Origin of the sequence: Rhodococcus sp. 06-235-1A (assembly GCF_002258785.1) — a bacterium.
In the GTDB taxonomy this organism is placed as follows: Bacteria; Actinomycetota; Actinomycetes; order Mycobacteriales; family Mycobacteriaceae; genus Rhodococcoides.
Genome location: NZ_NOYI01000021.1, coordinates 41,966 through 56,424, shown reverse-complemented (window position 1 = coordinate 56,424; position 14,459 = coordinate 41,966). Strand labels below are relative to the sequence as shown.

Genomic DNA, 14,459 nt, shown 5'->3' with positions numbered 1-14,459 from the left:
GGATTAGCGTTCCCCAGCAATGAACGCAATCGGCAGGTTCTTCGGATTCGGCACCGACGTGGAGACACGCAGCGGGTCGGTCGGCTCGGCAGGCGGCGACTCACCGCTACCGGCCGTAATGCCCCCTCCGCGAATGGATCTCGGCGTAACCTGGCAGGAAGCACTCAAGGTCTCGGCGTTCTCCCGCTCGATGGACCAGACCAACACGATGATGTCCTCGATGCAGGCCACCGTCCTCGACGCGCGCAAGCAGCTGATCCCGTTCGACGATCGCGCATTCCCGTCGATCGTCAACAAGCCGAACCTCGATATGGACTACGAAGAGTTCGTCCAGGCGACGGTCAACGATCTGTTCCTGCACGGCGAATACATCTGGAAACGCGTCGGAGATCCGCAGACGGTCAACCTGATCCCGATCTCGCCTCGCGAGATGACGATCGTCCGCGAGCGCCTGACCGATGGCACGTGGGGCCGAGTTCGCTACGGCCATTTGGGTCGAGAGATCCCCAATAGCCGCATTGTTCACAAGAAGCACACTGCCATCAACGGAGAGCCGCGCGGAATCGGGCCGCGCCAGCTCGCACAGACCCAGCTACGCGCCGCGCTCACACTGGACGAGTTCCAGCGCGAGTGGTTCGACTCGGCCGTTATTCCGTCCGGCATCCTCACCACCGACATGCACCTGTCGAACGTCGAGCAGGACGAACTCCAGGTCCGGTGGAACGACTTCCTACGATCGCACCGCGGGCAGGCAGTCGTCATGGCGGCCGGCCTGAGCTACGAGTCGATTCAGCTCAAGCCTGTCGACGCACAGATGCTCGAAGTGCAGGATGCCATCGACCGGAAAATCGTACGAATATGCGGCACACCAGCTTTCGACCTGCTCGTTCCTGGCGGCACCGAATCTCGGACGTATCAGAACCTCGAACAGTCCACCCTGCAGTACCTCACCACCACCTTGGCGAAGTACATGAACGCCTTCGAACGTGGCCTCACCGAAGTGATCCCGCGCGGCAACAAGGTCGAGCTGGACGAGACCGGCCTGCTACGCATGGACAGCAAGACACGCGCCGAGGTCGACACCGCCAACATCACCAACGGCACCCGCACCATCAACGAACTGCGCAGGCGCGACGGCCATCCCGACCTGCCCTGGGGCGACGACAAGCCGGCCCCGAAGCAGATCCCGTCCGAGCGCGTCGACCAGCCGAAGGAGATCGAGGCATGATCAACGTCATCGTCGGACCACCCTGCGCCGGCAAGTCGACCTACATCACCGAGAACGCCGAACCCGGTGACACCATCGTGGACTTCGACAAGCTCGCAACAGCATTCGGCTCGACCGGCCACCACGACACACCACTGTCCATGCGCCGCGTAGTCCAGGCCGCACGCCACGCTGCCATCCACCAGATCCTCATGGGCCGCGTCGAAAACGCATGGGTCATCGACACCGACCCCACACGACTGATGCAGTCCCAGTACCGCCGCGCCGGCGCGAACATCGTCCTGCTCGACCCCGGCATGGACGCCTGCCTCGAACGCGCCGCCGAGGACAACCGACCCGACTGGACCGCAGAACAAATCCGACGATGGTACCGACTGAGGATCACCGCATGAAATTCACGCAGCTCGAAACCCGCACCGCAGCAGTCGATACCGAGGTCGAGATCCGCAGCGCGCCGGTCAACATCGTGGACGAGCAGACTCGCATCATCTCCGGTATTGCAGTCCCCTACGGACAGACGACCGAGATCCGCACCAAGAACGGCAGCTACCTCGAATCGTTCGCCCTGGGCGTGTTCGAGGACGACGTGCCGGCATCGGTGCACGCCAACCACAGCTGGAAGACGCGCGGCGATCTCCCGATCGGCACCGTCGTATCCGGCAAGAACCGCCCCGAGGGCTACTACGTCGAGTGCCGCATCGCCAACACGGCACGCGGTGACGAAGTGCTCGAACTCGCCCGTGACGGCGTTCTCAAATACTTCTCGGTGGGCTTCCTCCCCGGCACCCACGAGACGCGCGACGGCGTGCTCGTCCGCACCGCAGCGACACTCGGCGAAGTGTCCATCACAGAAATCCCCGCCTACAAAGGCGCGGTCATCGATAGCGTGAGAAACGCTGACACAGAACAGGAATCACGTATGGACCCCGAAGAGCTCGCACGCCTCATCGCCGCCGGCATCAAGGACGACCCCGAGGTCGTCCAGCTCCGCACCGACAACGCCGAGATGGTTCGTCGGATCGGAGTACTCGAAGATCCCGCTACCACCCAGACGCGCGGTCGGCGTGAGTTCAAGGTTCGCACCGGTGGCGAATTGCTCAAGGCCATGCTCGCCGGCGACATGGACGCCGTCACCGAGATCCGCACCGTCAACGACGAGCTGGAGTCGCTGCGCATCGAGACCCGCGCCTACGAGGGCCAGGTCATGGCTGACGGCGTCGAGCGACCAGCATGGCTGGAGAAGCAGCTGCGACTCACCAACCGCAGCCGGCCGATCTCCACGATGTTCTCCCGTGAATCGCTGCCACCGGACGGCACCAGTTTCGAGTACGCCAAGGTGATCTCCGAGAGCGGCGCGATCGGCGTCCAGGCCGTCGAGGGTGACGATCTCGGCTACCTCGAGATCAAGCTCGGCACCGGAAGCGGCGTCGTCCGTACGGTCGGCGGCTACACCAGCTTCAGCCGGCAGGCGATCGAGCGAGCCAAGGTGCCGATCCTCGACACCGGCCTGCGGTGGATGGGCATCCAGTACGCCGAGGCGTACGAGAACTACGTGCAAGCGTTCATGCTCGCACTGCCCAAGGGCGGCGCTGAGGGCATCAACAACATCGTCGTGCAGGCGAAGCCGGCCACCGCCGCCGAGTGGATCGCCGTCGTCCTGGACGCCAAACACTCGATCATCCAGAACGCGAAGGGACTGCGCGCCGACCTCATCGTGTGCAGCTTCGACGTGTACAAGGACATCGCACTGCTCGAAGACGCGACCGGCCGACCGATCTTCAACGTCAACGGCGACGGTCAGAACACCTGGGGCAGCGCCAACGTCAGTCAGACCGACGACGTCGAGATCGGCTTCACGATGGCCGGCCTCCCCGGTGTCGTCGGAGATCGTCTGCCGGCCGGCACATTCCGCGTCACCTCGCGTGAAGCCATCACGTCCATGGAAAGCGCCGGCGCGCCGTTCTCGCTCCAGGACGAGAACATCATTAACCTGACCAAGGACTTCTCGGTGTATGGCTACCAGGGCATCTACTCCGAGCAGCCGAAGGGCATGACCGCCATCACCTTCCCGGTGGAGCCGTAGTCCATGACCGCGCCCGAGCAGGACTCTTCGACGGTGGTGTACCCCACCGTCGAAGAGTTCCGCAACTTCGTCAAAGCCGAGGCGTCCGACGATGCGAAGCTGAAAGACGATCTCGACATCGCCATCGAGCGGATCGACGACTTCTGCGCGAAGCCCGTCAAGCCCATCCCGCCGGCCACCCGCAAGCGTTGGTATCTGCTCGTGGCCGCCGAGATGTTCGACGCCTCGAACGGTCCGAGCACCAGCATCGACCAGTTCGGAAACTCGCGACAGACTCGATCCTCACGTGACCCGATGCACGTGATCATCCGTCAGGTCCGCAGATACGTGCCGGCGTTCTGATGGACCTCACTCAGACGACGGACACGATCATGGACACCCTCAAAGAGGCCGGCCTCCCGAACGTCGTCGGGTGGGAGGTCAAAGACCCGGCACCTCCCGTAGTCGTGGTTTGCCCCGCCCTGCCGGCCGTCGAGACGGGAGTCAACGGTGTCACCCACGGCAAGCCGTTCATGACGCACTGGCTGGTCCAGATCGTCGCCGGCCGAGGCAGCGCATCGGCAACCCGAAATGCCCTCAACGACATGGTTGCTCGTACGGTGATCGCCCTCCGGCCCTTCATGATTGGTATCGAGGTCGAGACCCCGAAGGTGACCGATCCCGAAGAGGGCAAGCCGCAATATCTCGGCGCTGAAATCGCAGCGTCGATCGCTATCGACATGAAAGAAGAGTGACCACAATGGCTCCGTTCAAAGGCACCAAGGGTAAGGATCTCTCGATCCTGATCGAGGGCACCGAATACAACACCGACCTCAAGGGCTTCCGCGTCGAGCCCGACGACGGCGAGGACATCGCGTACAAGACGTTCGCCCGAATGAAGGACGGCGACACCAAGGCATGGTTCCTGCGCGGCGTCGGATTCCAGGACTTCCAGACCAGCTCGTTCTGGACGTTCGTGTGGGAACACGCCGGCGAAGAGGTCGAGTTCGTCGCTCGACCGTACGGCAACGAAGTGCCCACAGCCGAGAAGCCACACTTCGCCGGTATCGCGACCATCGCCTCCAAGCCCGGATTCGGTGGCGACGCCGACGAAGAGTTCGAGTTCGAGGTCGAGTGGGAGTGCACCGGCGTACCCGAGCGCGTCACCGCATAGCCGATGGCCACGATGAAGATCGAGCTGTCGATCGAGGGTAAGAAACCTCTGCTCGACAAGCTGACGGTCTTCTACAAGACGGTTCGACAGCTCAAGCCGGCGTTCGACCAGATCGCGGCGAGAACGTTCCTGATTGCGAACACCATCGCCCCGGTCTACTCCGGTCGCACTAAGAAGTCGATCCGCGCCAAGGGCTCGAACATGCGGGCCTACGCGAAAGCCGGTGGCGCTAGCCGGAAGTCGCACGGTGGCGGCATCTACGTCGCCATGAACCATGCCGGCACGCGCTGGGATCCGCAAGCGCCCTACCCCTTCATGTTCATCACCCTCGAACGAGTCACCCCCTTCGCAGTACTCCGAGTCAAACGCGAAGTCATCCAACGAAAGAGAGACGCAGGACTATGAGCGCCACACCCACCACCCCGTTTCAGAACAAGCTCCAGTCGCTCAGCGGCCGTGCCCTCAAGCGCGTGCAGTCGCTCACCGGCGCGGAAATCGCTGCGAGCGAGAACATTCAGCTGATCTTCGCCGTCGCCTATGTCTCCGGTCTGCATCCCGAGGCGATCAAGGGTTGGGGCAAGAACGAAGTCGACGGGTGGAACGACTACCTCGACAACACCAGCTACCACCACGCACGTATCGCGGCCGGCGTCGAGGACGAGGACACCGACCCAAAAGACGAGCTCACGAACTAGCCAAGTTCGAGGCCCGCCGGTTGGCCGAGTTCTGCATGCTGACCGGCCAATCCGACAAGGTCTATTACCGCCTGACGTTGCTCGAACGCAACGCTTTCATCGAGATCGCCAACAAGCGAGCGAAGAAGAAGAGGAAATGATGGTCACCACCGAGAACGGATGGGAGTCGATCCCCCCGAGCAAGGTCGTACGACGTGGCATCACCGGAACGAATATCGTTCTGCCCCTGCACCCGCACGACTGCGGATTCGTGCTCATCAGCTTCGCGGCGATGTACAACCGCGACATCGAGCCGCTGACCGGTGGCGCATCCGATGAAGGCGGCTACACCGAGACCAACTCGGTGTACACCTCGAATCACAAGTCCGGCACCGGAATTGATCTGAACTGGAACAAGTACCCGTTCCGAAAGAAGACGATGCCGGCCGAGCGCGTGGGCAGGGTGAAGCAGCTCCAGGTCGGGTTCCGCGGATTGATCGACTGGGGTCGAGACTGCTGGGGCGGCAACCCGGTGGACGAGATGCACTATCAGGTTGCCAAGGGCAGGCCGATGCAGGCGTACGTCGACTTCGCGAACGAGCTGCGCGCCGGCCTGTTCGGGCTGTATGGCGCGACCGCACCGACGCTCGATCCGGTCGTGGTCCCGCCGGCACTCAACCCGTTCGGTGGACTGCTAATGCGTGGCACCTCTGGCGATGCCGTGCGCCGGCTACAGGAACGGCTTAACCGGGACTACCCCCGGTACTCCCGCCTCGCAGCCGACGGCGACTTCGGGCCGGCGACAGAGCACGTCGTGCGTGAGTTCCAGCGACGCGCCGGTCTACTCGTGGACGGCATCGCGGGGCCGGCCACTCTCAAGGCTCTCGGACTGTGAGGGCGCTTCACACCTTCGCCACTGCGGTGGTGATCGGTGTCGTAGCCGGCACCACCGCAGCGGCGACCTACCTGCTCCGCACCGAACTGCCCACCGAGGCACAGCTCATGGAAGAGAAATCATGACCGCACCACAAGGCCCCCTCGATCAGGTACGCCGAGAGATCATGCGCGTGATGGGTCCAGAGATCGACGCCCGGTTCGAGCAACTGACACCGATCATCGCGCGGGCCCTCAATCACAACGTGCCGCTCGATGAGGTGCGTATCCCTCCACCTACCGCCACGGTGCCCGCGAAGACCGCAGCGGCACGCACAGCCATCCAGGCGGGTATTGCGCTACCACTCTCGGCAGTGCTCGCGTACGCAGCCGAGACCATCGGCGGCGACGAGTTCGAGCTGTTCGACCTCACCGACTGGAAAGGACTCGGCAGCGGCGCAGTCGTCGCCGGCATCATGGCGGTGCTCGCGTTCGGTGCACGAAAGATCGGCCGCTGATGAACGAACGCGCCGTGCTCGCAGCAGCTCGACTGTTGTCGACGCTGCTCGGCTTCGGCGCGATCGCAGTCGGATTCCTCTACGCCGGCCCTGAGAACCTCGTGCGCCGGCCACTGCCCGCCGGCCAGGAAACCCTCGTGGTCCTCATCGAATCGGTGTTCCCCGTCTGGCCGTTCCTGTTCTGCCTCAGCGGCACCGTACTCGTGGTGTGCGCGTGGCGGCAACGACAGATCCTCGTGGCCCACGGACTCGTGGTGTTCGCGTGGTCGTTCTGGGGACTCTGCCTCATCATCGCACCACTGCGCAGCGTCCCACCCACACCGATCATCGTCGGCGTCATCGCCTTCGCCTGTTGCTTCGCAGCCAACGTCGGAACTATGCGCCTCTGGGCGGCTCTCGGAGTGAAGTAATGGACGTCGTCTCCATCGTCGTAGCCGCGATCGGCGCTCTCGCTACGGCAGTCGCCACCGTCGTCTCGGTAACCAGTCGAATCCAGACCGAAAACGTTGTGGCACTGGTGAAGTCGAACAAGAGTCTGAACAGTCAGGTCGCACGACTCGACGAATGGAAGATCGCGGGCCGCTACTACATCGCCCGGCTGCGAGGCCAATTGGCAGACAACGGGATCGAGGCCTTGCCGCTTCCCGCCGAACTACGGGAGGACTTGAGCGGTGAGTAATTCCGTCGATATCTACATCAACGGTCACGAGCGGGATCTGCTTCAGGCGATCGAACGTACGAAGTCCGCGATTGCCTCGCTGCGTGACTCGAAAGCCACTGTCACGGTAGACGTGGACGACGGCGCACTCAACGTCCTGAAGGCGAAGCTCGCAGCCCTACGCGACGGTGACGTGACAGTGGACGTGGCGGTCAACGACGCGAAACTCGCAGCGTTGCGGGCGAAGATGGACGCCCTCCGCAACACTCGTGTGAAGGTGACGGTCGATGTCGACCGGACCGAGCTGAACATTCTCAAGGCCGAGCTGGCCGGCCTCCGTGACCGATCCGTCAATGTGGGCATCGACTCCGATCTCGCAGGGTTCCGCGCTGCCCTTGCCGCATCGACGCTCGGCAACGCCAACGCGCGGATCAATCTCGATCTCGACACCGCCGGTGCCGCCGGCGAACTCGCAGCATTCATCGCGGCCGTCCCTCGATCGATGACGATCAACCTCGACGTCGACACCGCCGGTGCCGCAGCCGAACTCGCAGCATTCCGTGTGGCGATGCTCGCCCTCAACGACGACTCGATCCGACTCGGCACCAGCACCGGCGGTAACGCCGCATCGGGCATCGCACGAATGGGTGCATCGGCCGGCTCCTCGCTGCCACTGCTCGGAGCCCTCGCGCTTGCCGTCGCACCGCTCGCGTCCGGCGCGGCCGGTGCCGGCATCCTCGGCACCGCCGCCGCGCTCGGTGCAGTGACCGCCGCCGCCGGCGGCATGTCCGTCGCGTTCGGTCTCGGTGCCGCAGCCCTCCCTATTGCCGCAGCCGCAGCATCGGAGAAGGTACAGGAGCACTTTTCGTTCATGGCCGACGACGTTGTGTCCACCATGAAGGAGATCGCACAGCCGGTCGAGCAGCCACTGATCGACCTCGCCACGTCGGTCGGTGCCGCGTTCCACTCGATCCGGCCAAGCCTCGATGTGGTGACCGCCGGCGCGGCCCGACTGGTCGGTGAGCTGTCCGGCTCCATGCCGGCGATCGCGAACGAGGTCGGCCCCGCCCTCGAGAAGATGTTCGCCGGCGCTGAGCCCCACATCAAGAACCTGATCGGCAACATACCCGAGTACGTGCGAGCGTTCGGTGACTTCGCCGGCAAGCTCGGAGATCCCGCGATAGTCGAAGGCGCACAACGAGTATTCGGCGCACTGCCCGGCATCATCGACGGTGCCGGCGATGCACTGGTCGGTGCCGGCGAAGCCTTCAACGGCATCATGGGCTGGCTCGATGAAGGCAACCTCGACGGGTTCACGGACGGCATCGGCCAGCTGTTCGAGAACCTGGGCAACACCGACTGGTCCGGTGTCACAGCAGGACTGGCAGATGCCGGCAACGCGTTCGGTGACTTCATGGCGAACATCGACACTCAGAATCTCGCCACGAACATCGAGGGTATGACCCAGTTCGTCGCGGACCTGACGGGTGTTGCTGACAAGGTGGTCTCGGAGTACCAGCGCATGGACGAGGCGTTCCGTCAGTCCAACCAGGAGGACGCCGGCGGCGGCCCCATCGAGTGGGGCGCGAAAGCTGCTGACTGGATGAAGAGCTCGATGCTCGACAGCCTCTCGAACTTCAGCACCAGTGGACTGTTCGACGCCATGTTCCCGGACACCGACCCGCCTGTGATCCCGGCTCCCGAGGTCACTCCACCGGACACATCAGCAATCAACGATCCATTCGCGATGCTGCCGCCGGCAGTCTTGCCGGCCCCGGTGGTGACCCCACCCGATGCGGGAGCGGTGAACGACCCGTTCGCTGCTATGCCGCCCGCTGTGCTGCCGGCCCCTGTGGTGACCCCTCCCGACACATCGGCCATCGGTGGCGCGCTGGAGAACATCACGCCCCCAGTCATCCCTGCGCCGGTCGTGCCGGCCCCCGAGGTCGCTCCGTCCGAGCCGATCCCCGCTCCCGAGGTCACTCCACCTCCCCCGGTGCAGGTCGACGTCGAGGTGGTCGAAGGCGAAGCGATCACCGTGCCCCCGCCGGCCCCCGTGCCGATCACGTTCGACGTCACACAACCCGAGCTGGTGCTGACACCACCACCACCGGTACCGATCACGTTCAACGTGACGCTGCCCGTGATCAACATTCCCCCGCCGGCACCGGTGCCGGTGAGCGTGCAGATCGACACCGCCGGCGCGAAGGTGAACCTGTCCGGCCAGGGTGCCGCAGCCGGCCAGTCGTTTGCGTCCGGTCTCGCCGGCTCCGCTGGCGCAGTCGCCGCTGCTGCCGCGTCGATGGCAGCCGCCGCCGAGGGTGTCTCGGTGAACCTGTCCGGCCAGGGTGCCGCTGCGGGCGCCAGCTTCGCGGCCGGCCTCGCATCGCAGACCGGTGCCGTCGCTGCCGCCGCCGCCGCGCTGGGTGCAACCGCTGCCGCCAACAAGGGTGTCTACAAAGGCCGCAAGGGAATTGCCGCCGACCGGATCATGCTCATCCCGCACGGTCAGGCGATGGTGAAGGGCTTCATCGAGGGGCTGGGTAGCAATCGGAGTGAGCTGATCACCGAGGCGTCGGCTCTGGCGAAGGCCGTGACGAAGACGTTCGACGAGGAGCTGGTGCCGAACATCGGACTGTCCGGTGGCATCGGCGTGCAGCAGGTCGTGCACGTGACGGTCGAGGCCGGCCTCATGGCCGACCCTGTGATCATCGGCCGCGAGATCGTGGACGCGGTCGGGGCGTACGTGTCCGCTGCCGGTGGATCGACAACGATCAATGTCTAAGTTCACCGACGCCACGATGGTGGCCGTGCAGGTCGAGACGGCACGCGAGCAGGTGTGGGTGCAGGACGGCATCACACCGAACGTCTACCCTGCTGGCGGCATCGCTCTGCTTGACCTGCTCGCCAAGCGTGAGGACGCCGAGATCCGCAACGTCACAACACCATTCGCCGGCAAGGGCATGTTCGCGACCGACCGGCGCGACAAGCCGCTCACCGGCGCTTCGGTGGCAACGTCGCTGAATCTGAACGTCGAGTATTCCGGAACCGGCTCGAGCCGCGTCGTGAAGGACATCAGCGGAACCACGTCGAGCGTCGTCAGCGCCGAATCGGAGACAAGCCTGGGTCCGGTGATCGTTCAGACCCGCATGCCCACACCGGTCGTGCCCGGTGATCGAGTGAACTTCGCCGGCCGGTTCGGCATCCGTCGCAGCGGTACATCGTGGGCGCTGGACGAGAACGACAACCAGACGGGCGTCTCGGTGGTGTGCACCCTGTTCGGCATCAGCCGCACCGAGGACGAGTACGGCACCACAGACCCCGTCGCGATACCCCTGCTGGAGTACGTCGGCAACTTTCAGCCATCGGTCGGGTATCAGCAGACCACCCACACGTTGCCCACGGTGTCGCCGGCTGTCGTCCCTGCCGGCGTCAGTGAGGTGCACCTGGTGATCTGGCTGCGAGCGAACACCACCGGCAAGCCCATCGCCGTGCAGTACGCAGCGAAAAAGGCCGGCGTTCTCTACATCGGCATGACGTGGAACTACTTCACCTTCAGCAATGCGAACCCGCTCACCCTCACGGTCCTACCCCCGGTAGTCAATCCTGGTGCGCCGGCGGCGACGTGGCACACGCGTACGCAGGAGCAGAACCGGATCTATCGCTACACCTACGAGACGATCACCGACGATGTGGTGGAGGTGAAAACGGAGAAGATCGAGGCCGATCTCGGAGTGCAGACGATCAAGTTCGCGTCGGCTACCGTCGACCCGAAAGTTACTGCCGGCAAACGTGTTCGGATCATCGCCCTACACCCCGATGGCGTCGGTCTGACAGTCATCGCGTCCGGCCGCGTCCGGTCAAGGCGCATCGTCCCCGGCATCGGCCGAGTGCCACAGGTGGAGATCGGCGTGCACGACAGTCACGGCCGACTAGGCGAGCCTTGCCCTGCCGCGTTCGACACGTTCGCGAAGTACGCGCCGGCACTGAACCGGCTCGGTGTCCCGGTGTCGATCGACGGCGTCGACGTGTCCGGCCCGCCCCGACCGCTGCCCTCGTGGGGTGGTGCCTACCCGTCGTACGCCGACGAGAAGCTGACCTACCTAACGTCGCTCGTGATGGCCCGCAACGCCCGCAAAGGTTACGTGCGGATCACCCGAGAGGACCGCCTCGAGGTTCTGTCCGCATTGCCGGCGACGGTCGCGCTGGATGTGTCGGACGAACCTGGCGAGGCCGACATGTCGTACTCGATCGATGCCGAGTTCGGTTCCGACACAAAGGATCTCGTGAACGCCGTGCGGGTGACCGAGAACCTGCTCGACTCGGAGGACTTCACCGACCGGTATGTCGGCTCGGACGACCCGCCGGCCAAACTGGACTTCATCGCCGGCCGCACTCAGACCGCCGAGTACCGGCGTGACGCCTCGATCGAGGCGCTGGGGCTGTCGTCCCGCACTTTCCCCGTCGTGCGTGGGTCGGGTGCGTGGGTGGACATCGCAGCAGGCAACTACGGCACGAACTTCGCAGCGTGGGCGACGGCGATCCTCGACCAGTACAGCGGCGAACAGACCGGCCCTCGTGCGATCACCCTGCCGATCGTCACCGCCGAGCAGCGTGCCCTCGTGTCGAAACTGAACGTGCTCGACGCGATCGTGGTGCGCCGGCTCGGTGTCGCGTACGTGCGACGGATACGCCGGATCTCACACAACATCAAACCGGGCTCGTGGACTGTCAAGCTGCGGTTCGATGTGACCGGTTCGCAGGTGTACTGGCTGCCCAATACGCCTGTGCCGCAGATTCTTTCTGCCGCGTCGCATTCGGTCGACGGCGGTTTCCCCTATCCCGCGTCGAGCGGTTCACTCAACGGAGGTACACCCTGATGCGTGCGATACAGGTACGACGAGGCACGACAACCGCGTGGACGGCATCGAACCCGATCCTCGCGCTCGGTGAGCCTGGCTACGACATCGACACGGAAGTACTCAAGATCGGCGACGGTGTCCAGCGTTGGCTCGACCTGTCCGAGATCGGGTCGGGCGGTGGAGGTGGTGATGGGATCACCGATGAGGATCGAGCGCGGTTCACGTTCGCCGGTGTGCCCGAGATATTCCACGACTTCGTAGGTCTGTCGTCGCCTGGTTCTGCCGCGCCTGCCGTGGCGACGAGCGGTCAGTCGGTGCACTGGGCTGCCGGGTACGGTGCCGCCCCGTACTTCGCCAACGGTTCGTTTCTCGCTCTCGCTCCCGGTGGAGCTGTCTACTGGTGCACCGAGGACATGGGCGCGAACGTCACCCACGTCGCCGGCCGGTTCGTGTTCGCCCCGAACGGCGGCACCGCCGGCGGCACGGCGTGCGTGGCGATCACGGATAAGAAGATGACTCCGGCGAACGTGCCGAACATGAACATGTCGGTGCACTTCTACACGACGTGGCAGTCGTGGGCGATCACCGTGTGGGTGGCCGGCACCGGGCAGGTGGTAATCGACAACGGCAACTACGCAACGCCGTTGCTGCGGGATGCGAAAACGATGTACGACCTCGAAGCGTGGATCTCCGGTGACCGAGGCACGTTCCTACTGCCGAACGGTGAGCGGCGGTATCACAACGATGCTCGATTCGCTTCGCTGACAGGCCGGTTCGCATTCGTGGAGTCACTGATGAACGCCGGCACCGATGACTTTGTGTGCGTCGTCAACGCGCTCGCAGCGACGGGCAACACCAGAGCGCCCGCCCGGGTCTGACCTACCCTGTGACCTGCGAGAGGAACATGATCACCACGACGAACACGACCACGCCGGCGCAGATGCACAGCAGGACTGTGGTCGCTCGGTGCGCGTTCGGATTCGGCGCTGTCGGCTTGCGGGACCGCCTCCGACGCAGCAGCACGTCGATCGCGAAGCCCCACAAAGTGAGCAGTATCAGCAACTGAATCCACGCCATTTCCTGGAACACCGTCATGCCGTGATTCATAGCACATCGGACATATCAGGCGGGAGGTTGCTTTCTCGATTCGCCCACGGCACGTACTCCCGACGCCCAAGCCTCGCCGAACCGTCGAGCGCTATCACCGAAGGCTTGCATGGCAGCGGCAATGTCGCGGTGAATCTCGTCCGGTGTCTTCGTGCGCTTCTCGCTCACAGGATCTCCTTCGTTCGGCGGTCAGGCTACGGCACGGTACAGGTCGAGCTTGTTGATTGCGGCCCGCTTGTTCTCCTCCGATGCCAGCAGGTACTTCTGTGTGTTCGCGAGTGAGCTTTGGCGCATCAACTCTTGCACCGTTCGAACATCGGCACCGTCAGCCAGCAGCGTCGTCGCATACCAGGCTCGCAACGGGTGTGCGGACCCTGGCACGTTCGCGCGTCGGAATGCGTCTCCGACGATCTGAGACACGCTCTTGGCTCGCACGTGTTGCCCCGGCCGTGTCGAGTTGCTGACGAACCAGTAGCCACGTGCCGGCATCGTCTCGGCTGTCGTCGCGAGCACCGGGTGAATCGGTACCCACTCTTCATCGCCGCCCTTGCCGAGGACGAGTATCCGGCCACGAGGTAGGTCGATGTGGTCACCGCGGAACTTGGCGATCTCGATGCACCGCATACCGGACAGAGCTGCCAGCAGGATCATCACGCGCGTCCGGTGCATCATGTTGACGTTGAGCAAGGTGATCAGGTGTTCGTCGGCAACGGGTCGGGGCTTGCGCTTCGGTTGCTTGACGGTGCCGACCTTGAGCATGGGGTCATCGAGCCGAATGTCTTGTAGCTGTAGCCATTTGAACCACGTCTTGAGGTACGAGTGGTAGGTGTACAGGGTGGACGGTCCCCAGATGTCCCGGTGCGATCGGTACCAGCGAACGATGTCGATCGGTAGGGCGTGAGTGGGGTCGACGCCGGTGTCGGTCTCGAACTGCTGGAGTACCCGAATGCGCTCGGACACCGTCACGTCCGACTTACGCGTCCCGACTTGAAAGATCTCCCACTGTTCGATTGTCGCGTTATTGCTCATGCGTCACAACTACCCCAAAACGGGCAGGGTGGTCGGGCTTGTTCACGGACTCGATACACGTTCGGTGCCGAACCGGAACCGGCGGCGCGCTTCCGGATACCTCGCAGGCGAACTCGCCACAGGCGGCGCAAAACAGTTTCGTCATGCGACGGCCCGCAGCGTGGTCACGGTGCTAAACCATGGATCTTTTAATCCGCAGGTCGTAGGTTCGAGTCCTACTGGGGGCACCACACTCCACTCGAGTAACGGTGATCACACCTGCTCGGTACGTACA

At 64.0% G+C, this 14,459-nt stretch carries 19 protein-coding genes; 16 read left to right on the top strand and 3 right to left on the bottom strand.

What is annotated here, in order from left to right; genetic code table 11:
- Positions 1-19 precede the first annotated feature (19 nt).
- The 16 genes from CH275_RS19245 to CH275_RS19180 all read left to right on the top strand — a co-directional run bounded on the left by CH275_RS19245 (position 20) and on the right by CH275_RS19180 (position 12,927).
- Entirely contained in the window at positions 20-1,228 is a 1,209-nt protein-coding gene (locus CH275_RS19245) for a phage portal protein (RefSeq protein WP_094679899.1), read from the top strand.
- Positions 1,225-1,620 carry a hypothetical protein gene (locus tag CH275_RS29585; RefSeq protein WP_179276229.1) on the top strand — a complete coding sequence of 132 codons (396 nt, stop codon included), beginning with the start codon at positions 1,225-1,227 and terminating at the stop codon, positions 1,618-1,620. Before CH275_RS19245 ends, CH275_RS29585 begins: the two co-directional genes overlap by 4 nt.
- The gene (locus CH275_RS19240; protein WP_179276228.1) at positions 1,617-3,311 is read left to right on the top strand and encodes an HK97 family phage prohead protease; all 1,695 of its coding nucleotides are present in this window, start codon (positions 1,617-1,619) and stop codon (positions 3,309-3,311) included. The genes CH275_RS29585 and CH275_RS19240 overlap by 4 nt, the downstream gene beginning before the upstream one ends.
- Before the next feature lie 3 nt (positions 3,312-3,314).
- The gene (locus tag CH275_RS19235) at positions 3,315-3,653 is read left to right on the top strand and encodes a hypothetical protein (RefSeq protein ID WP_143546827.1); all 339 of its coding nucleotides are present in this window, start codon (positions 3,315-3,317) and stop codon (positions 3,651-3,653) included.
- Positions 3,654-3,682: 29 nt separating this feature from the next.
- The gene (locus CH275_RS19230; RefSeq protein WP_143546826.1) at positions 3,683-4,045 is read left to right on the top strand and encodes a hypothetical protein; all 363 of its coding nucleotides are present in this window, start codon (positions 3,683-3,685) and stop codon (positions 4,043-4,045) included.
- A gap of 5 nt (positions 4,046-4,050) precedes the next feature.
- Positions 4,051-4,464 carry a hypothetical protein gene (locus CH275_RS19225; RefSeq protein WP_094679895.1) on the top strand — a complete coding sequence of 138 codons (414 nt, stop codon included), beginning with the start codon at positions 4,051-4,053 and terminating at the stop codon, positions 4,462-4,464.
- Between the two features lie 3 nt (positions 4,465-4,467).
- Positions 4,468-4,869: a hypothetical protein gene (locus tag CH275_RS19220; RefSeq protein WP_094679894.1), complete on the top strand. Its 402-nt coding sequence runs from the start codon at positions 4,468-4,470 to the stop codon at positions 4,867-4,869.
- Positions 4,866-5,159 (top strand): hypothetical protein, encoded by a 294-nt coding sequence (locus CH275_RS19215; RefSeq protein WP_094679893.1) that lies wholly within the window; start codon positions 4,866-4,868, stop codon positions 5,157-5,159. The genes CH275_RS19220 and CH275_RS19215 overlap by 4 nt, the downstream gene beginning before the upstream one ends.
- Positions 5,160-5,295: 136 nt before the next feature.
- Positions 5,296-6,033, top strand: a complete 738-nt coding sequence (locus CH275_RS19210; protein ID WP_094679892.1) for a peptidoglycan-binding protein — start codon at positions 5,296-5,298, stop codon at positions 6,031-6,033.
- Positions 6,030-6,158, top strand: a complete 129-nt coding sequence (locus tag CH275_RS30100; RefSeq protein ID WP_256988322.1) for a hypothetical protein — start codon at positions 6,030-6,032, stop codon at positions 6,156-6,158. The genes CH275_RS19210 and CH275_RS30100 overlap by 4 nt, the downstream gene beginning before the upstream one ends.
- Positions 6,155-6,529: a hypothetical protein gene (locus CH275_RS19205; protein WP_032377459.1), complete on the top strand. Its 375-nt coding sequence runs from the start codon at positions 6,155-6,157 to the stop codon at positions 6,527-6,529. Before CH275_RS30100 ends, CH275_RS19205 begins: the two co-directional genes overlap by 4 nt.
- Positions 6,529-6,939: a hypothetical protein gene (locus CH275_RS19200; protein WP_052070319.1), complete on the top strand. Its 411-nt coding sequence runs from the start codon at positions 6,529-6,531 to the stop codon at positions 6,937-6,939. Before CH275_RS19205 ends, CH275_RS19200 begins: the two co-directional genes overlap by 1 nt.
- Positions 6,939-7,208, top strand: coding sequence for a hypothetical protein (locus CH275_RS19195; protein WP_032377460.1), 270 nt, complete (start codon positions 6,939-6,941; stop codon positions 7,206-7,208). The genes CH275_RS19200 and CH275_RS19195 overlap by 1 nt, the downstream gene beginning before the upstream one ends.
- A complete protein-coding gene (locus CH275_RS19190; protein ID WP_094679891.1) occupies positions 7,201-9,972 on the top strand; it encodes a hypothetical protein in 2,772 nt (923 codons plus the stop codon). The genes CH275_RS19195 and CH275_RS19190 overlap by 8 nt, the downstream gene beginning before the upstream one ends.
- A complete protein-coding gene (locus CH275_RS19185; protein ID WP_094679890.1) occupies positions 9,965-12,067 on the top strand; it encodes a hypothetical protein in 2,103 nt (700 codons plus the stop codon). The genes CH275_RS19190 and CH275_RS19185 overlap by 8 nt, the downstream gene beginning before the upstream one ends.
- Complete coding sequence (locus tag CH275_RS19180) at positions 12,067-12,927, top strand: hypothetical protein (protein ID WP_094679889.1); 861 nt, start codon at positions 12,067-12,069, stop codon at positions 12,925-12,927. Before CH275_RS19185 ends, CH275_RS19180 begins: the two co-directional genes overlap by 1 nt.
- A gap of 1 nt (position 12,928) precedes the next feature.
- On the opposite strand, the gene CH275_RS19175 is transcribed toward CH275_RS19180, so the two are convergent.
- From CH275_RS19175 to CH275_RS19170, 3 genes are read right to left on the bottom strand one after another with little or no spacing between them, the layout of a single operon-like run.
- Complete coding sequence (locus CH275_RS19175; RefSeq protein WP_143546825.1) at positions 12,929-13,144, bottom strand: hypothetical protein; 216 nt, start codon at positions 13,142-13,144, stop codon at positions 12,929-12,931.
- Positions 13,145-13,171: 27 nt separating this feature from the next.
- Positions 13,172-13,324 carry a hypothetical protein gene (locus CH275_RS29580; protein ID WP_179276227.1) on the bottom strand — a complete coding sequence of 51 codons (153 nt, stop codon included), beginning with the start codon at positions 13,322-13,324 and terminating at the stop codon, positions 13,172-13,174.
- Positions 13,325-13,345: 21 nt separating this feature from the next.
- The gene (locus CH275_RS19170; protein WP_256991118.1) at positions 13,346-14,185 is read right to left on the bottom strand and encodes a tyrosine-type recombinase/integrase; all 840 of its coding nucleotides are present in this window, start codon (positions 14,183-14,185) and stop codon (positions 13,346-13,348) included.
- Positions 14,186-14,459: the final 274 nt, after the last annotated feature.